16 protein-coding genes are annotated in these 19294 nt (G+C 49.1%); 11 read left to right on the top strand and 5 right to left on the bottom strand.

Features of this window, described 5'->3' with window-relative positions; genetic code table 11:
• Positions 1 to 93 precede the first annotated feature (93 nt).
• Positions 94 to 1737, bottom strand: coding sequence for a BCCT family transporter (locus E6C74_RS18285; RefSeq protein WP_136487494.1), 1644 nt, complete (start codon positions 1735 to 1737; stop codon positions 94 to 96).
• A 308-nt stretch (positions 1738 to 2045) separates the two neighbouring features.
• Here E6C74_RS18285 and E6C74_RS18280 point away from each other — a divergent pair, with 308 nt between their 5' ends.
• From E6C74_RS18280 to E6C74_RS18240, 9 genes are all read left to right on the top strand, one after another.
• Positions 2046 to 3821, top strand: coding sequence for a methyl-accepting chemotaxis protein (locus E6C74_RS18280; RefSeq protein ID WP_346762939.1), 1776 nt, complete (start codon positions 2046 to 2048; stop codon positions 3819 to 3821).
• Between the two features lie 277 nt (positions 3822 to 4098).
• Positions 4099 to 5361, top strand: coding sequence for a serine hydroxymethyltransferase (gene glyA / locus E6C74_RS18275; protein ID WP_136487492.1), 1263 nt, complete (start codon positions 4099 to 4101; stop codon positions 5359 to 5361).
• 48 nt (positions 5362 to 5409) lie between these two features.
• Positions 5410 to 6663 (top strand): sarcosine oxidase subunit beta family protein, encoded by a 1254-nt coding sequence (locus E6C74_RS18270; protein ID WP_136487491.1) that lies wholly within the window; start codon positions 5410 to 5412, stop codon positions 6661 to 6663.
• A 13-nt stretch (positions 6664 to 6676) separates the two neighbouring features.
• A complete protein-coding gene (locus tag E6C74_RS18265; RefSeq protein WP_136487490.1) occupies positions 6677 to 6961 on the top strand; it encodes a sarcosine oxidase subunit delta in 285 nt (94 codons plus the stop codon).
• Positions 6962 to 6973: 12 nt separating this feature from the next.
• On the top strand, positions 6974 to 9991 hold the full coding sequence (locus E6C74_RS18260; RefSeq protein ID WP_136487489.1) for a sarcosine oxidase subunit alpha: 3018 nt from the start codon (positions 6974 to 6976) through the stop codon (positions 9989 to 9991).
• On the top strand, positions 9984 to 10652 hold the full coding sequence (locus E6C74_RS18255; RefSeq protein WP_136487488.1) for a sarcosine oxidase subunit gamma family protein: 669 nt from the start codon (positions 9984 to 9986) through the stop codon (positions 10650 to 10652). The genes E6C74_RS18260 and E6C74_RS18255 overlap by 8 nt, the downstream gene beginning before the upstream one ends.
• A gap of 65 nt (positions 10653 to 10717) precedes the next feature.
• Complete coding sequence (purU, locus tag E6C74_RS18250) at positions 10718 to 11587, top strand: formyltetrahydrofolate deformylase (protein WP_136487487.1); 870 nt, start codon at positions 10718 to 10720, stop codon at positions 11585 to 11587.
• Between the two features lie 14 nt (positions 11588 to 11601).
• Entirely contained in the window at positions 11602 to 12981 is a 1380-nt protein-coding gene (locus E6C74_RS18245; protein ID WP_136487486.1) for an L-serine ammonia-lyase, read from the top strand.
• A gap of 454 nt (positions 12982 to 13435) precedes the next feature.
• Entirely contained in the window at positions 13436 to 14032 is a 597-nt protein-coding gene (locus tag E6C74_RS18240; protein WP_136487485.1) for a DJ-1/PfpI family protein, read from the top strand.
• A 265-nt stretch (positions 14033 to 14297) separates the two neighbouring features.
• On the opposite strand, the gene E6C74_RS18235 is transcribed toward E6C74_RS18240, so the two are convergent.
• Positions 14298 to 14828, bottom strand: a complete 531-nt coding sequence (locus E6C74_RS18235) for a chorismate mutase (protein ID WP_136487484.1) — start codon at positions 14826 to 14828, stop codon at positions 14298 to 14300.
• A 230-nt stretch (positions 14829 to 15058) separates the two neighbouring features.
• On the opposite strand from E6C74_RS18235, the gene E6C74_RS18230 reads away from it, so the two are divergent.
• The gene (locus E6C74_RS18230) at positions 15059 to 15364 is read left to right on the top strand and encodes a YkgJ family cysteine cluster protein (protein ID WP_136487483.1); all 306 of its coding nucleotides are present in this window, start codon (positions 15059 to 15061) and stop codon (positions 15362 to 15364) included.
• Between the two features lie 115 nt (positions 15365 to 15479).
• Positions 15480 to 16421 carry a D-2-hydroxyacid dehydrogenase family protein gene (locus tag E6C74_RS18225; RefSeq protein ID WP_136487482.1) on the top strand — a complete coding sequence of 314 codons (942 nt, stop codon included), beginning with the start codon at positions 15480 to 15482 and terminating at the stop codon, positions 16419 to 16421.
• Between the two features lie 107 nt (positions 16422 to 16528).
• Here E6C74_RS18225 and E6C74_RS18220 read toward each other — a convergent pair whose 3' ends face one another.
• The 3 genes from E6C74_RS18220 to E6C74_RS18210 form a co-directional block, all read right to left on the bottom strand.
• Complete coding sequence (locus E6C74_RS18220) at positions 16529 to 16768, bottom strand: hypothetical protein (RefSeq protein WP_136487481.1); 240 nt, start codon at positions 16766 to 16768, stop codon at positions 16529 to 16531.
• Positions 16769 to 16962: 194 nt separating this feature from the next.
• Complete coding sequence (locus tag E6C74_RS18215) at positions 16963 to 18006, bottom strand: glycosyl hydrolase 53 family protein (protein ID WP_206208443.1); 1044 nt, start codon at positions 18004 to 18006, stop codon at positions 16963 to 16965.
• A gap of 197 nt (positions 18007 to 18203) precedes the next feature.
• Complete coding sequence (locus tag E6C74_RS18210; RefSeq protein WP_240798217.1) at positions 18204 to 19211, bottom strand: LacI family DNA-binding transcriptional regulator; 1008 nt, start codon at positions 19209 to 19211, stop codon at positions 18204 to 18206.
• Between the last annotated feature and the right edge of the window lie 83 nt (positions 19212 to 19294).

The raw sequence follows: 19294 nt of genomic DNA, 5'->3' as shown, positions 1-19294 counted from the left end.
AGGCTTTTTTCGTATCTGTGTCTCTTTATCAATGAGTGGCTCCGTACACAAACTCGGTCACGGAGCCTGCCCATTGTCGTTTAAAGTAAACCGCTATTTGGCTTTCTTAACCCGTGGTTCACTCATCAGGCCTTTAATCAGCGATATTGTCGCGATCAACAAGACGATAGTGAACGGGAAGCCGGTTGTCACCGCCATGGCCTGCGCCGCGGCCAAACCACCACCTAGCAGCAATGCTATCGCGACCAAGCCTTCGAAGGTACACCAGAATACGCGCTGTGGTGTTGGCGCATCAACTTTACCGCCGGCAGCAATGGTGTCGATAACCAGTGAACCTGAATCCGATGATGTGATAAAGAACACAACGACCAGGACGATACCGATGAAGGATGTAATTTCATGCAGAGGCATGACTTCCAGCATTTCGAACAGTTTCAATGGCAGGTCTGCGTCCATCACGGCTTTATAACCGTCGTTGACGTACTGACTGATCGCGGTACCACCGAATGCCGTCATCCAGAACACACACACGGTTGACGGAACAATCAGCACGCAGACGATAAATTCGCGTACGGTCCGACCGCGTGATACACGTGCAATGAACATACCGACGAATGGTGACCATGAAATCCACCATGCCCAGTAGAACGATGTCCAGCCTTGAGAATAGTTCACATCTTCACGGCCAAATGGCATAGACAGTGCAGGGAAGTTGGTCAGATAAGCACCGATATTGTCGAAAAAACCGAGCAGGATGGCGGCAGTCGGACCGATGACTACCACGAAAAACAGTAGCAGCGCGGCCAGCAGCATGTTCATTTCTGACAGGCGTTTTACGCCGCCATCCAGGCCGGCCAATACAGACAGCAGTGCAAATGCAGTGATCACAATGATCAGGATAATTTGCGTGGTGTCGGTCAGTGGGATATCAAACAAGAAGTTTAACCCGGTCGCAGCCTGAGACGCGCCGTAGCCCAGAGATGTCGCCAGTCCGAACACTGTTGCCACGATAGCCAAAATATCAATGATGTGACCGGTCCAGCCCCAAACGCGTTCACCAAACAGCGGATAGAACACTGAACGCATAGTCAGTGGTAACCCTTTGTTGAACGAGAAAATAGCCAGTCCCAGAGCCAGCAATGCGTATATTGCCCAAGGGTGCAGTGCCCAATGGTAAATCGTCGCTGCCATACCGAGCGAACGTGCGGCTTCGCTATCGCCCATCGCACCACCCAGCGGTGCCCAGTCGGTACGCACACCATTTTCTAGAGTGGTGCCGCCCAGCGCGGTTGTAAAATGGGTCATGGGTTCAGAAACGCCAAAGAAGACCAGGCCAATCCCCATGCCGGCCGCAAATAACATGGCCAGCCAGCCTGAATAGCTGTAATCCGGTGTTGCATCCGTACCGCCGATCCGTACCCGGCCGAGAGGAGATATGGCCAGTCCGAGACAGACGACAACAAATATGTTACCAGACAGAAGGAAGAACCAGTCCAGACTGGATGTCAGCCATGCCCGCAGGTCAAGGAACAGCGGTTCGACTTGTTCGCGAAAGATTAGGGTTGCAAATACAAAGATGACAATCGCCAAACCTGATACCGCGAAAACACGGTTATGAATGTCCAGACCAAACGGACCGACGGACAGAACAACATTGTCCTGACCAACGGTGTAATCCGTATCAATCGGGTTTGCTTTGCCACTAGGGTGGGGAACACCACCGTTATCGCTACTCATTTTCTCTCCATTATTGGTTATAAAAATTCACTAGATGTCGTGAGAAGCTAAGCACTCAGATGATATGAGTGCTACTCTTTTTCCAAGAAAATGATTTAGGTCATTTTCATTAGGTATGAAACTCTCTTAATATTAAAGTATCCAGTTAATACTGCCATAAATCACCATTCGAGATGGAAAAATAAATGAAAAACATGGGATTAAAAAGGACTTTATTATTGTCCGTTATCTTACTGGTTGCAATCTCCGTAGCACTGGCCAATTTCGCCTCGTACTACGAGCAAAAAACTTCTTTAACTAAGAGTATTATGGCTCAAAGTAACAGTTTTGTCCTAGAGCAAGCGGCCATGATCAGCTCCTACATCAATGAAAAAGTAGGCGGCGTGAGCAAAATTGCTCAACAGTACAAAAATCAGCAGATGAGCGGCTCTGCCGATCAACTGATTAACCAGACCAAGTTTCTGGCTAACGCACTCAATCTGGAAAGCGCGGTGCTGGCATTTGATAACGGTGATGCCTACTGGAACATCGCGACCGCCAACTGGCCAAACCACAAATTCAATGGTGATGTTACCCAGCGGCCCTGGTATCAGGCGGCGCAGCGCGCTTCCGGCGTGACAGTCACCGATCCGTATAAGGGCACTGACGGAGCTAACTGGGTCACCATCATCGAAAAAATGCAGGGTGGTACCGTATCCGCGGACATGACCTTATCGTTTTTGAACGATATGGTCAAAACGACTATCCCGGGTGCGGTGGCTGTGATCATGAATGAGAACACCACGTTACTGGCATCGTCTTCGACTGTAATCAAAGGTGGCGACAAAGGTACGGATTATCCGTGGTTTAAAGAGGCGGCTTTAACTGCGGTCGGGAAAGACAAAGCCGTGTTTGAGTACAATCTTAACGGGCAGGACAAAATTCTGTTCTCTCACATCATTCATGCCGGCGACAAAAAATGGTATTACGCCATTGGTCTGGATAAGTCGGTTGCCTTCGCTCAATTAGAAGATGCCAGAACCAATGCTATTCTGGTCACTGTGGTGGCGACAATACTGTGTGTCTTGATTGCGTTCGTTCTAATTAATTTCCTCTACCGGCCAATTATTTCATTGCGAGATACTATTGCAAATCTGTCCAGTGGTAACGGCGATTTAACCCAGCGCCTTACCGTAACCTCGAACGATGACATCGGCCAGATTTCGCAGGGGGTAAACCGCTTTATCGAAGATCTGCAGAACATGATGCTGGAAGTCAAACAGGCCAGTGGCTCATTGCAGGACAACGTGCAGCGTCTGCGTCAGCAGTCGAGCAGCAACAGGGATATTCTGCAAAGCCATGTTACCGAAACTGAGCAAATTGTTACCGCAGTAGAGGAGATGGACGCAACGGCGAATTCTATGGCGACCGATGCTGCCAATACAGCCAGTCTGACTCAGCAAGCCAACCGAACCAGTGATGAATCACGGCGTATTGTCGACAAATCGAAACAGACCGTATCGGCCTTGATTGCGGATGTAGACAAAGCGTCACTGGACGTGCAAAAGATGAATGATCAGACGCAAAATATCAGCACGATTCTGACCGTGATTGGTGATATTGCCGAGCAAACTAACTTGTTGGCACTCAATGCGGCCATCGAGGCGGCGCGTGCCGGCGATCAGGGGCGTGGCTTTGCTGTGGTGGCGGATGAAGTACGTAAACTGGCCAGTCGCACCAAAGAGAGTACCGGTGAAATAGAAGAAGCGCTGAGCGACCTGCTGAGCGGTTGTCAGACGGTTGTCGATTCGATGCGCTACACCAAAGAACGCTGTCAGGAAACTGCAGACGGTTCAGTGGATGTGGAAGCGAGCTTAGAAACCCTGACCCGCTTTGTCGATGAGATCAATGACCTCAGTGCCCAGATCGCGACTGCCGCTGAAGAACAGAGTAGCGTCACTCAGGAAGTCAGTCGTAACATGAATGCGATCAGCGACATCGTGAGTAATCTCGACAAGAACGGACAGCAGGCACTGCGTGACGCGGAAGAGATTGCCAGCGTCAATTCTCAGCTTGGTTCTATTGTCGGCCGCTTTAAATTGTAGCGATTTTATCTGTCGTAAAACGGCGTTTTTAGCAAAACCGGAGTTATAAACTCCGGTTTTTTTATATTTAACAAAAGGTTATGTACGTTTTTTGACCTTGTCGCAAATTCGCAATCTAACGGCGCGATTACGCAAGTAGCATGTTACCGATTCGTTACTATTGCGTTGTGATTACGGTTTCTGTTTTTGGATGACACAAGGCTCAACTGTGTACCAGATAACACCAGAATCCGGCATCAATCGAATAAAGGAAAAAAGATCATACCAAGGAGACGACATGTTCAGCAAAGACCAGACAATCGAATCGTACGACAGCGAGCTGTGGGCGGCGATCACTAAAGAAGAAAAGCGACAAGAAAACCACATCGAGCTGATTGCTTCGGAAAACTACACCAGCCCGCGCGTTATGCAAGCTCAGGGTACCATGCTGACCAACAAGTATGCTGAAGGTTACCCGGCAAAACGCTACTACGGCGGTTGTGAATATGTCGATGATGTTGAACAACTGGCGATCGATCGTGCTAAAGCACTGTTCGGCGCTGAGTACGCCAACGTACAACCACACTCAGGTTCTCAGGCAAACGCAGCGGTCTACATGGCGTTGTGTGAGCCAGGCGATACAGTTCTGGGTATGAGCCTGGCTCATGGTGGTCACCTGACTCACGGTTCTCACGTGAACTTCTCCGGTAAAATCTACAATGCCGTTCAGTACGGTCTGAACGAAGAAACAGGCGAAATTGACTACGCCGAAGTTGAAGCGCTGGCACTGGAACACAAACCAAAAATGATCGTAGCAGGCTTCTCAGCTTACTCACGCGTTGTTGACTGGGCTCGTTTCCGTGACATCGCAGACAAAGTTGGTGCTTACCTGTTTGTGGACATGGCGCACGTTGCTGGTCTGGTTGCTGCTGGTGTTTATCCGAACCCGGTTCCTTTCGCTGATGTGGTCACAACCACAACACACAAAACTCTGCGTGGTCCACGTGGTGGTCTGATCATCTCTCGTGACGCCGAGCTGGAAAAGAAACTTAACGCAGCTGTATTCCCAGGTGGTCAGGGCGGCCCGCTGATGCACGTTATCGCAGCAAAAGCTGTTGCGTTTAAAGAAGCATTAGAGCCTGAATTTGCTGAGTACCAGAAACAAGTAGTTCTAAACGCTCAGGCGATGGCGAAAGTCTTCATCGAGCGCGGTTTCGATGTTGTTTCTGGCGGCACAGACAACCACCTGTTCCTGCTGAGCCTGATTCGTCAGGGTCTGACAGGTAAAGCTGCTGATGCAGCACTGGGCCAGGCGGGGATCACTGTGAACAAAAACGCGGTTCCTGGTGACCCTCAGTCTCCATTCGTCACCTCTGGTCTGCGTATCGGTACGCCAGTGGTGACGACTCGTAAATTCGGTGTCACTGAGTGTGAAGCTCTGGCTGGTTGGATTGCAGACATCCTGGATGTGCTCAACGAACCGCAAGCGCTGGCACTTGTGATTGAACAAGTACGCAACAACGTCCAAGCGCTATGTCGTGATTTCCCGGCATACCAGTAAATGTCAGTGATGACATTTGGATTTTGGCTGAAATGAAGGAACAAAACAATGCAGCATTATTCCGGCTTTGGTCTCTTTAAGCACTCGCTATCTCACCACGAAAACTGGCAGAGCGTGTGGCGTAATCCGACTCCGAAAAAGAAATATGACGTCATCATCGTTGGTGGCGGCGGTCACGGTCTGGCAACAGCCTACTACCTGGCCAAAGAGCACGGCATTACTAACGTAGCCGTGATTGAAAAAGGTTACCTGGGTGGGGGTAACACAGCACGTAACACAACTATCGTGCGTTCAAACTACCTGTGGGACGAAGCCGCATTCCTGTTTGAACACTCACTGAAACTGTGGGACGGCCTGTCACAGGATCTGAACTACAACGTGATGTTCTCTAAGCGTGGCTGTCTGAACGTGGGCCACACACTGCAAGATATGCGTGATATCGAACGTCGTGTTGCTGCTAACCGTCTGAACGGTATTAAAGGTGAAGTGCTGGACGCAAAACAGGTGAAAGAAATTGTTCCTCACATGGATTGTTCTGAAAACGCACGTTACCCGGTGATGGGCGCTTCATGGCAGCCTAACGCAGGTGTGGCACGTCACGATGCGGTTGCATGGGGCTTTGCCCGCGGCGCAGACAGCATGGGTGTTGACCTGATTCAGCAAACCGAAGTGGTTGACATGATCATCGAAGATGGTGCGATTGTTGGTGTGAAAACCAACCGTTACGGCAACATCATGGCCGACCGCGTAGGTTGTGTGGTGGCAGGTAACTCTGGCGTACTGGCGAAAATGGCCGGTTTCGATATGCCGCTGGAATCTCACCCGCTACAGGCACTGGTTTCTGAGCCAATCAAACCAATTATCGACACTGTTGTCATGTCTAACCACGTTCACGGCTACGTGAGCCAGTCGGACAAAGGCGACCTGGTTATCGGTGCAGGTATCGATGGCTACAACGGTTACGGTCAGCGTGGTTCTTATTCAACCATTGAGCACACCGTGCAGGCAATTGTTGAAATGTTCCCAATTTTCTCACGAGTTCGCATGAACCGTCAGTGGGGCGGTATCGTTGATACAACAGCGGATGCATGTCCAATCATGACTAAGACTCCGGTCGAGAACCTGTTCTTCAACTGTGGTTGGGGTACTGGTGGCTTTAAAGCGACCCCGGGATCGGGCAACGTATTTGCTGCGAGCCTGGCGAAAGGTGAAATGCATGAATTGGCGGCGCCATTTTCAATGTTCCGTTTCAACAATGGCGCACTGATCGATGAACACGGTGCCGCAGGCGTAGCGCACTAACAGGAGACGTATTATGTTGCTGATCTATTGTCCTCACTGCGGTGAGTATCGTGAAGAAGAAGAGTTCCATGCTAAGGGCCAGGCGCACATTCAGCGTCCTCTGGACCCGGATTCATGCACAGACGAAGAGTGGGGTCAGTACCTGTTCTTCCGTAAAAACCCGCGTGGTCTGCACCACGAAATGTGGGTGCATTCAGCAGGCTGTCGCAAGTTCTTCAACGTAACCCGCGATACACAGACTTACGAAATCAAAGAAGTCTACAAAATTGGAGAGCAACCATCAGTGGTTGCGGAGTAAAGGAGTGTTAGGATGACACAGGTAAATCGTATTGCAGCGGAAAGCCGTATTGATCGCACACAACCTGTTACTTTCCAGTTCAACGGAAAGTCTTATCGTGGTTTTAAAGGCGATACGCTGGCATCGGCACTACTGGCGAATGGTGTTGATGTTGTTGGCCGCAGTTTTAAATACAGCCGTCCACGCGGGATTGTCGCGGCGGGCGCAGAAGAGCCAAATGCAATTTTCCAAATTGGCGCCACTGAAGCGACTCAGGTTCCAAACGTTCGTGGTACACAGCAAGAGCTGTTTAACGGACTCGTCGGTCAGTCGACTAACGGCTGGCCAAATGTTGAAACCGACGCGATGGGTATCATTGGTAAAGTCGGTGGCAGCATGATGCCTCCTGGTTTCTACTACAAGACGTTCATGTATCCGAAGTCTATGTGGGAAACCTACGAAAAATTCATTCGTCGCGCTGCAGGTCTTGGCCGTTCTCCACTGGAAAACGATCCGGATCGCTACGAAAACGTGAACCAGCACTGTGATGTTCTGGTTGTCGGTGCCGGCCCTGCAGGCCTGATGGCAGCTCTGGCTGCAGCACGCAGCGGCGCACGTGTCATTCTGGCTGATGAACAATCTGAAATGGGTGGTTCACTGCTGAGCTCAAAAGAGAAAATCAACGATCGTCCTGCGACCGAGTGGGTAAACGACGTGGTCTCTGAGCTGAAATCTTGTCCGGAAGTGATGCTACTGCCTCGTTCCACAGTGAACGGCTACCATGATCATAACTTCCTGACCATTCATGAACGTTGTACTGATCACCTGGCTGATCTGGCTCCGGTGAATACTGTCCGTCAGCGCATGCACCGTGTCCGTGCGAAATGGGTTGTACTGGCAACGGGTGCGCACGAGCGACCACTGGTGTTCGGTAACAATGACCTGCCAGGCAGCATGCTGTGTGGTGCGATTTCAACCTACATCAACCGTTACTCGGTTGTACCAGGCGAAAAACTGGTCGTCATGACCACTAACGACAGCGGTTACCAGACTGCACTGGACTGGCATGAAGCCGGCCGTCAGGTTGTGGCTGTGGTTGATACCCGTGCTCAGGCTGACAGCGTTCTGATTCACAAAGCAACTCAGGCTGGCATTCGTGTCATCAAAGGGTCTGCAGTGGTTGAAGCACAAGGTAGCAAACGTGTGACCGGTGTTCGCGTGGCTCCAATCGACGCCAACGGTAATGCTTTGCGTGGTAAAGGTGAAATCCTGTCTGCCGATACCATTGCAACCTCTGGCGGTTTCAGCCCGGTTGTGCACCTGTCTTGTCACACTGGCAGCCGTCCGGTTTGGGATGATGAAGTGATTGGTTTTGTACCGGGTGCAACTAAGCAGAAGCAACTGATTGCCGGTGCTATTACTGGTAAGTTCACCACTGAAGCGGCAATGCAGCAAGGTATCGAAGCTGGTATCAAAGCGATTCAGGAAGTTGGTTTAAGCGCGGTTGACGTTGCTATGCCAGCACTGAACACTGAAACTCCAGCAAAACCGATGGCGCTTTTCCATATCCCGCACGATAAGAAAACGTCTAAAGCACCCAAACAGTTTGTAGATTTCCAGAACGATGTCACTGCCGCCGGTATCGAGCTGGCGTGTCGTGAAGGTTTCGAGTCAATCGAACACGTAAAACGTTACACCGCTATGGGCTTTGGTACTGACCAGGGCAAACTGGGTAACATCAACGGTATGGCAATCACTGCGAAAGCACTGAACAAGACCATCCCTGAAACAGGGACTACCGTATTCCGTCCAAACTACACACCTGTGACGTTTGGTGCGATTGCCGGCCGTAACTGTAAAGAGCTGTTTGATCCTAAACGCTACACTGCAATGCATCAGTGGCACCTGGAGAACGGCGCGAAATTTGAAGATGTCGGTCTTTGGAAACGACCATGGTACTACCCGAAAGGTAATGAAACCATGCAACAGTCTCTGGACCGCGAATGTCTGGCAGTCCGTGAGTCAGTGGGCATTCTGGATGCATCAACGCTGGGTAAAATTGATATCCAGGGTAAAGATGCCCGTGAGTTCCTGGGGCGCGTGTACACCAACGCCTGGGCGAAACTGCCCGTCGGTAAGTGTCGTTACGGCCTGATGTGTGGTGAAGACGGTATGGTATTCGACGATGGTGTAACGTCCTGCCTGGGCGAAAACCACTTCCTGATGACGACCACTACTGGCGGCGCAGCACGCGTTCTGGAATGGCTTGAGCTTTACCATCAAACAGAATGGCCGGATATGGAAGTGTACTTCACTTCTGTGACTGATCACTGGGCGACAGCAACGATTTCCGGCCCGAACAGCCGTAAACTACTGGAAGAGCTGACTGACGCAGACCTGAGTAAAGATAGCTTTGCGTTCATGGACTGGCAGCAAGCGACAGTCGCGGGTATTCCGGCTCGTATCTTCCGTATCTCGTTCACCGGCGAACTGTCATTCGAGATCAACGTTCAGGCTAACTACGGCATGCACGTTTGGAAGAAACTGATTGAACACGGCAAGAAGTACAACATCACGCCGTACGGTACTGAAACCATGCACATTCTGCGTGCAGAAAAAGGCTTCATTATCGCAGGTCAGGATACAGACGGCAGTGTTCATCCACACGACCTTGGCATGAGCTGGTGTGTGGCGAACAGCAAACCATTCAGCTACATCGGTAAGCGTGGTATGGCGCGTGAAGACTGTGTACGTGATGACCGTAAACAGCTGGTTGGTCTGAAAACGATTGATCCAAACGTGGTACTGCCGGAAGGTTCACAAGGCGTCTTTGACCCGAATGCACCAATTCCGATGCCAATGGTAGGTCATATCACTTCAAGTTACTGGAGTGCGAACCTGAACCGCAGTATTGCGATGGGCTTTGTGAAAGGTGGCCTGAACCGCATGGGTGAGAAAGTATTCTACCCGCAGGTTGATGGCTCTGTTATCGAAGCTGAAATCTGTAGCCCTATTTTCTTGGATCCAAAAGGAGAGCGCCAACATGTCTGATTCTGTTGTGATTGATAAAGCAAACGTTCAAGGTGGCGTTGACCTGATGAACCAGCTCCCTGGTGGCGAAATCCTGGGTGAATCGCCACTGCACCACGCTGAGCTGGATAAACTGGCCAGCATGCCGGCGAAAGGCAAAGGCGTGGTCCTGAAAGAGCTGAAACTGATGGGTCACCTGACACTGCGGTGTGATGCATCTAATGAAGAGCAAACCAGTGCAGTGGAGTCCATTCTGGGCTTCCCGCTGCCACTGAAACCGCTGACTTCAACCTCAAAAGGTGACTACGCAGCGCGCTGGTTATCTCCTGATGAGTGGCTGATCACCGTTCCTGGTCTGGCAGCATTTGATGTCGAAGCGGCTTTCCGTGAGCGTTTGCCAGGACACTACTCGCTGGTCAACGGCAGTGGCGGCTCAACCATTCTGGAACTGTCTGGCCCATTTGCGGTCGACGTGCTGAAGAAATCGTGTCCAATCGATTTCCACCTAAGCGAGTTCCCGGCAGGTAAAGTGGTATCGAGTGTGTTCGCAAAAAGCGGCGCAATCATCCGCCGCATCGAAGATGAGCGTTTCGAGTTAGTGATTCGCCGCAGCTTCGCTGATTACCTGTGGTTGTGGCTTCAGGATGCGAGCCTGGAATACGGCTTAGCGATTGAAAAATAATACTTACCACAACATCTAATCTCACCGGCACTTTATGTGCCGGTCTTATTTGAGTAGAGGGATCTATGACGAATATGACTCAACCGTGGATTTTTACTGCCCGCTGTCCAAGTGTTGTCGGAACGGTCGACGTAGTAACACGTTACCTTGCTGAAGCAGGGCATTATATTGAAGAAATTCAGTCATTTGATGACCGAGCTTCTGGCCAGTTCTTTATCCGTATCGAATTTTTGCCGGCCGAACTGGATGCGTTTGCACCCGAGGCATTTGATGAAGCGTTTGGCGCTCGTGCGGCAGACTTCTCTATGGAATGGAATTTGACGGCTCCGGGTCATCGTACCCGTATGGCTATCATGGTGTCGAAATACGATCACTGCCTGAACGATCTATTGTATCGCTACCGTACCGGCCAGCTCAAAGTGGAAGTGCCACTGATCATTTCTAACCACCCAGATTTGGAAGAGTTAGCGAAATGGCACAACATCCCTTACTACCATCTTCCGGTTAGCGCAGAAACCAAACCACAGCAAGAGGCTGAAATTGTTCGCCTGCTTGACGAATATGATATCGAACTGGTGGTCCTGGCGCGCTACATGCAGGTACTGTCGCCTTGGTTGTGTGAGCAGTTGGACGGCAAAGCGATCAACATCCACCACTCATTGCTGCCTGGTTTTAAAGGGGCACGACCTTACCATCAAGCCTGGGAAAAAGGCGTGAAGATGGTCGGTGCGACCGCTCATTATGTCAACAATGACCTGGACGAAGGTCCGATTATCGCACAGGGCATTCAGGAAGTGGGGCACGCTCATTATCCGGAAGATTTGATCGCAAAAGGTCAGGACGTCGAACGTATCACGCTGTTTAACGCGCTTAAGCATCATGTTGAACGTCGTGTGTTCTTGTCTGGTGATCGCACAATTATTCTTAGCCACTGACAGGAGTTGGGGCAATGTCAATCAGTGTATTTGATCTGTTTAAAATTGGTGTGGGGCCTTCGAGCTCCCACACGGTTGGTCCAATGGTTGCGGCCAAGCGTTTTGTCGACGAACTCGACGAGAGCAGCTACTTGGAACAGACCGGTCGTATCGTAGTAAAACTTTTAGGTTCGCTCAGTGCGACCGGGGTTGGACACGGTACAGATTCCGCTATTTTGGTCGGGTTGATGGGTGAACTGCCGGATACGGTCGACACCTCAATTATCCCTCTGGTCACCAAAGAGCTTAAAGAAGGCGGCAACCTGTGGGTAAAACGCCAGAAGTCGATTCCATTTAACTGGAAAGACGATATGCAGTTCTTGAATGATACCCATGCTTATCATCCCAATGCGATGGAAATTATCGCGTTGGCGGATGATGGTAAGACACTTTACCGTAATACCTACTTTTCGGTTGGTGGTGGCTTCATTCTGGATGAGAAAGAAGCTCAGGCCACTAACGAACATCCGGCAGAAGTATCGGCACCGTACGATTTCGGTAATGGTGAAGAGCTGCTGCAACTGTGCAAACGTCATAATATGAACATTGCGCAGCTGATGATGGAAAATGAAAAAAGCTGGCGCCCGGAAAGCGAAATCCGTGAAAAACTGATTGGTATCTGGCGTGCAATGGAAACCTGTATTGCCAATGGCCTTAAGGCCGAAGGTATTCTGCCGGGCGGTTTGAACGTTAAACGCCGCGCCAAAAAACTGCATGAGTCTCTGGTGTACTGCACCAAGCCGAATGTGATCAGTTCTACGCTGAACGCGATGGACTGGGTCAACTTGTATGCATTGGCGGTGAACGAAGAGAATGCCGCGGGCGGGCGTATGGTGACTGCGCCGACCAACGGCGCGGCGGGGATCATTCCGGCGGTGCTGATGTACTATACCGAATTCACGCCTGAGGTTACGGATGACAACATCGTTGACTTCCTGCTCGCTTCGGCAGCGATTGGCATCTTGTGTAAGAAAAACGCGTCGATTTCTGGTGCGGAAGTGGGCTGTCAGGGTGAGGTGGGGTCTGCGTGTGCGATGGCCGCGGCAGGTTTGTGTGCGGTACTGGGCGGAACGCCGGGCCAAATCGAGAATGCGGCGGAAATTGGTCTGGAGCACAACCTGGGTCTGACGTGCGACCCGGTTGGTGGCCTGGTTCAGGTACCGTGTATCGAGCGTAATGCGATTGCAGCAATGAAAGCAATCAACGCAGCCCAAATGGCATTACGTGGTGATGGCGAGCACTTTGTTTCTCTGGATAAGGTGATCAAAACCATGCGTGATACCGGTATGGACATGCAGGACAAATATAAAGAGACATCACGTGGCGGCCTGGCGGTTAACGTGATCGAATGTTAATCGCGACATTCACGTGTGCCCTTTTCATCTCAGGGCGGCAGTAAGTGTGACCAGCTGCAGTGCTATCGAAAATTCTCTGTGATCTCGTCTTTTACTGCCGGCCAAGATGAAACGGCGTCCCTCGGGGCGCCGTTTTTCTTTTCCGCCGCGAAGCTCGCTTGTATCGTGAACAAGCCGCACAGGAGTATCCAGCCGGCGTTGAGCAGGTAACCTGCAGCAACAACTCGGACCCAGATTTAAATATACTCAGTGGTCTTTTTAACCTGCGATGAAACGGGAGATAAGTAACCCAAAGCGAATGATAAACGCGCCGGGTGTATCGAGGATTAATGCTTGTTAATACAAGATAAGTTGCTTATTTTGAATACATCAAAAAGTCACTTCAGCCGAGGAGCCGTGTTAAAGCTCGTCAGAAGCCGGATTGTTACCTGCAGAGAATATAAAGGAAGCCAATATGAATATCGCAGTACTCACGTTTGATGGTTTTAATGAACTGGACTCCTTTATTGCCGCCGGCATTCTTAACCGGATGAAGCCCCACGGCTGGAATGTGCAGATCTGCAGTCCAAGTGAACGAGTGACATCAATGAACGGAGTGACGATTGAAGCGCAGCAGCCGCTGGAGTTTGCCAATCAGGCGGACGTGGTGTTGTTTGGCAGTGGTATCTATACCCGGGATATTGCGCATGATGAACAGGTATTGTCGCGTCTTAAGCTTAGTCCGGAGACTCAACTGATCGGCGGCCAGTGTTCCGGCACTTTGTTGATGTCGGTACTGGGTCTTCTCAATGATATTCCGGCCTGTACCGATCTGACCACCAAACCCTGGGTGATGGAATCGGGTGTGACTGTGCTGGAACAAGCATTTTATGCCCGTGGCAATATCGCGACGGCCGGTGGATGTCTGGCCTCTGAGTATCTGGCTGCCTGGGTGATAGCAAAACTGGCAGGTACTGAGCAGGCACGTGTGGCACTACACTATACGGCTCCTGTAGGGGAAAAGGAGCAGCGGGTGAATCATGGCTTGTCGGTGGTTTGCGCGTATTTATGATTTTTGTTTAACCTGCTGACTGATATATGGTTTTTATCATTAACTATTGAACAAACACGCAGAGAAGTGAGTTCATGGACAGCGTTATTCATGGCAGTTGCTACTGCAGTCGTGTTGCTATCAATCAAAGGTGGCCTATGCTCTGGCTGGTGGCGAAATATTTTGGTGTGCGTCTGTGGTAATTTAACGGGGATGTTGATTCATCAACAGATAAACGGGCACTGACGGTGCCCATTTTTCAATATTCATTTTGCGCGGCGCAGTTCTATTGCAGTTTGATCTCAGCCAAAGCGGCAAACAGCATTTCTTTATCACTGTCACTCAGATAGCGGGCGGTGAGTGCCTGTTTGAAGCGGGGAAGTTCATCGGCGCTGAATGTCCCGCCTTGCAGCAGAAAATGCGCGATTTCGCTGTTAATCTGTTTACCCAGTTTGAGAAGTTCCGGACGGATGACCTGATTTAAATCACGTGGTTGAGCCGTGGTGTTCTGGCTGAGCAAATCAGCGCGGTAGCGATATTGAATTGCCTTTGCTGCTGAAATCTGAGCTTGAAAAAATCCCACAATGCTTTGCTTGTTAAGCCCTTGCTGCTGGGCGGAATCACTCGCTTTGTCGATCACGACCGCTTCGCGCTCAATATCTTCAATCGGCCTGTGGTGATTCGCTTTGTATAATGCAACGTCTTCCATGTAGCTCAGGCGTTGATTGATGGTTGAAAAAAGTTGATCCGGTGCCGGTGCGGCAAACGTGTTGAAAGACAGCAGAGCTGAGGCGATTAAAATCCTTGTTAAGCGCATAACGATCCTATTTATTTGATTATGGTGGCGAGTGAGTGAGAACAAGTCGTTATGTTAGTGTAAATTTAAAATTATTCAAAACGTTGCATCGCCAGTTCTCAACCTGCACGCATCTGACAATTTCTTGTATGGTCGCTGACATAGAATGACGGTCGTGAAATAACCCGCGATCTCGGGTTACAGCACAGGTGATAACAGGTATGATGGCCAATTGAACCAAGGCCTGTGCTATGAATATTCCCGTTAAAACCGATACCAACCCGCCTGTTTTGTGCTCTAACTGTAAGGCCTGCTGCTGCCGTCTGGAAGTCATGATCCTTACCGATACCGGTGTGCCTGATGAATTCATCAGCCGTGATAAGTGGGGTGGTGAAACGATGAAACGCCTGGATGATGGTTGGTGCGCGGCCATCGACCGAGAAACCTTCATGTGCACCATCTATGAGAACCGCCCCTGGATTTGTCGTGAGTTTGAAATGGGATCGTACGAATGCCGTGACGAGCGCGACGAGTTTTTTCAAACCCAGTCATCATAATTGCTCCACAACCAGATTTTTATCCGAATCCAGATGCTATGTTATTGGCGGAGCTATTGAATAAGCACCGTGCTTATTCATCGGCAATGATGTTTTCAGTATAAGGATGAAACTGTTGAATATAGCGATTTTGGATGATTATCAGGACGTCGTGCAATCACTCGACTGTTTCGGCTTACTGGCCGGACACAATGTGACCGTAATCACGCGAACACTACCCGAGAGTGTCTTAGTTCACAAACTGGCGGATATGGATGCTCTGGTGCTGATTCGCGAACGAACACAAATTACCGCCTCCTTATTAAACGCACTGCCTAAGTTGCAGGTGATTAGTCAGACCGGCAAGGTCAGCAATCATATTGATCCCGAACTATGCGCCCGCTTTGGGGTTCAGGTTTTGGAAGGAATCGGTTCACCTGTCGCTCCGGCAGAGTTGTGCTGGGCGTTGATCATGGCGGCATCACGCTATATTCCCGCTTACAGCAGCAACCTGTGGCAAGATCGCTGGCAGGACAGCAACCAACTCGGTCTTGGCCGTAATCTGCATGGCCTTACGCTCGGCATCTGGGGCTATGGCAAGATTGGTCAGCGAATTGCCCGCTATGCAAACGCGTTTGAAATGCAAGTGTTGGTGTGGGGCAGTGAAGTGTCCCGGCAGCGCGCCACAGAAGATGGCTTTGTGGCCGCAGAGTCCAAAGCGGCATTTTTCTCGCAAGCCGATATTCTCTCACTTCATCTGCGTTTGAATGAGGTCACCAAAGGCTGCGTGACTGCAGACGATCTGCGGCAGATGAAACCGGACTCGCTGTTTGTCAACACCAGTCGTGCCGAGCTGGTGGAGAGTAACGCACTGTATCAGGAATTGAATGCCTGTCCGGGGAAGCGGGCCGCGGTGGATGTGTTTGCACACGAACCTGCTTCAACGCAAAACGAGCCTTTATTATCACTGCCTAATGTCGTTGCCACGCCCCACTTAGGCTACGTGGAACGCAACAGCTACGAGCTCTATTTTCGTACGGCGTTTGAAAATCTGCTGACCTTTTTCGCCGGGCGGTAATTATTCCCGGTGGTAGTCGTGGTTTAGGACGAGACAATTATTCATCAAAAATGTTGAATCAGCATAAATGTTGAATTGGCACCGGCACGTATTTGGTGGGCTGTATCTCAAATCGACAGTTGTGATATTAAGGCTTCACGGCGCAGATCGAGAATTTCACTCAACAGTTGCTGCTGGGAGTTCAAACCAAAATGTTCTGAGTACAGTTTCACTTTCTGGATTTCATCCGGGTTAAGCCGGTACACCTCTTGTTTCAGTACCGCTTTGGCTTCTTTCTTAAGCAGGCCGCGCTTTTCCTGCATCAACTTGATGATTCGCTTGTCCAAAGGATGTGATTCTTTCGTCATGCATGCTCACTTATTTCACACCTAACTTTACGATGTGAAAGGATAAATTAGTAATGGCCGCATAAGTTATCTATCGGATGTGACATTAGTATTGCATGAGTCGAATCTAAGACTGCTTGTAAAGAAGTTATAGGCTGGTCGGACACTGACAGTAAGGGGGAACTGGTCCCCTTACTGTGCACAAAGAGCAGAATTCACTCCAGAAAAGCATCAAGGGCTTCGGTTGGTTGTTTCGTTTCAGGGTTCCAGGCTCCTAAAGTGTAACCTTGCCAGCTATAGGCTTGCGGCTCCCAATAAAAGATACCGCTTCCTTTGCCTTGGTTGACACTTCGGATCTTGTGAATGAGGTCAGCGACTATTGTTTTAGATTCTGGATCGTCCCATGGCACGCCAATTTCACTGATCATGACTTCTGTTCCATATCGACTAACGAGGTCATTTAAGTTGTTAAGACATTGGTTGTTGGCTTGTTGCCAGGTAATCCCCGCGGCATTCTTGGGGTATGAAGATGCACCAATCACATCCCACCATGCACCATTTGACTGTAGTCCGTCCAGAATCCAGCGGAAATTACCATTGTCGTGACAGTTGGCTAAGTGTACGACGACTTTTGCATTAGGGAATATTTCCTTGGCGGCATTTCTGCCACTATTAAATAGCCAAGTGAAGTTACGCATATTACTAGAGGCTAACCCATCATTCCAAAGCATTCCGTTGTTGGTCTCGTTACCAATTTGAATCCATTTAGGAGTGATTCCTGCCTCTTTGAGGGTAATCAGGGAATCTCTGGTGTAAGTCCAGACTTTATCCATTAGTTCTTCAAAGCTGAGACTATTCCACGCAGAGGGTTTCCATTGGTTTGCAGGATCTGCCCATGTGTCGCTGTAGTGGAAATCAATCATCACATCCATACCGGCAGCTTTGGCCCATTGAGCCTTTACCAGCACGTCCTGTAACGAATTATAATATCCGTCACTTGGATTGACCCAAACGCGAAGACGTATGGCGTTCATACCATGATCTCGTAGTATCGACAGTACATCTTGCCGATAGCCCCAGTCGTTGTAAAACTCGTAACCACTGTCTTCCATTTGGGTTATCCAACTGATATCCGCACCTTTCGTAAATGCGTTTGCATAAGAGGTAGACGCTAAACAGCAGAGCAATACTGAGTGTTTTACTTTTCTTAACATATTTTTGCCTTGTGATTTATAAAATTGATATTGGGTTAATATCATTTAAAACCTAGCAACTAATGTAAAAAATAAACCTGACTAGGATTATTATTAAGATATGAATAATGAATTAATGTTTAGTTTGTGATAGTTGATCCAGGTTTTATTAAAATTTACCTAATTAAATGTTATCACGGCATCATAAAGTTAAGGATGGGGTGCCTTGATTTTAGTCCTATTAACCAAGGCGAAGATAATATCTATTTTTTTGTAAAACTATCACGCCAAATAAATTCATGACTAAATAGAACGGTTTTTTTGTGCCTGCGCCCTGCTAGTGTTTCTATAAACATATCAATCGCGGCTTCGCCCATTTCAAAGGGAAAAAGCCGCATCGTTGTTAAGCTGGGGCTCATATGCCTGGCTGATGAGATATCATTGGTACCAATCACCTGGATATCTTCAGGGATGGAAAGGCCATGTTCATAAATGGCACGATATACTCCTACTGCGACCATGTCGGTGGCCGCATACACTACATCTGGTGATGTCTTGTGTTGTAGCATCTCTTTCATTGCCTGGTAACCAGATTCAATACAATACTCTTTACTGACTTTACACAGACTTTCAATATACAAGCCATAACTTTGAGTAACTTCTCGAAAAGCATGGAGTCTTTCTTCATTATTTCCAATAAATGCGGGCTTTTTACATTGACTGGTGATAATAAAGCTCATGACATCATGTGCAAGTGCCGTACGGTCGATTAACACTGAATCTGTTTTTAATCCGAGCGGATTTGAATCGACGAAGATTAAATTTTTGTTGGTATGATATAATAACGAAACTTCTTCATTGGAGAAGTGTCCGACAGCAACAACTGCTGCTGCATTTCGCAGTAATACATGATTGGCTTCTATCTGATGGATATGCAAACTACGTAGGGTGATGCCTTTTTCAAGGCAACGGTTTTGAATTCCGGCTCGTATTGAAGTGAAGTAAGGGTCATCTATCTCTTGAGTGGGAGTCAGAAAATTCACTAAAACCAATTCGCAATTAATCTCACAATCTTGAGTATCATCAGAACTGGTTTGATTAAAGTTCTTCTTACTTCGTTGTGGGGACTTGTAGCCAAGAGCATCAACCGCTTCAAGAATCGCTTGCTTCTTCTTATCGCTAACGGAGAGAGTAGGGTCATTATTTAAAAAGCGTGATATCGTCGAAGTCGAAATATTCGCTCTTACAGCTATGTCCTTTAAAGTTGTCAAAATAATAGCCTTCTTATCGTATCTAAACTGACTAGGCCAAAGGATTCGCAACATTCTTTGGCCGAAACTTAATGGTTTGAATA

Origin of the sequence: Vibrio sp. H11 (assembly GCF_004804295.1) — a bacterium.
In the GTDB taxonomy this organism is placed as follows: Bacteria; Pseudomonadota; Gammaproteobacteria; order Enterobacterales; family Vibrionaceae; genus Vibrio; species Vibrio ostreae.
The sequence above is the reverse complement of the archived record's forward strand: the minus strand, read 5'-3'. Positions and strand labels throughout refer to the sequence as shown.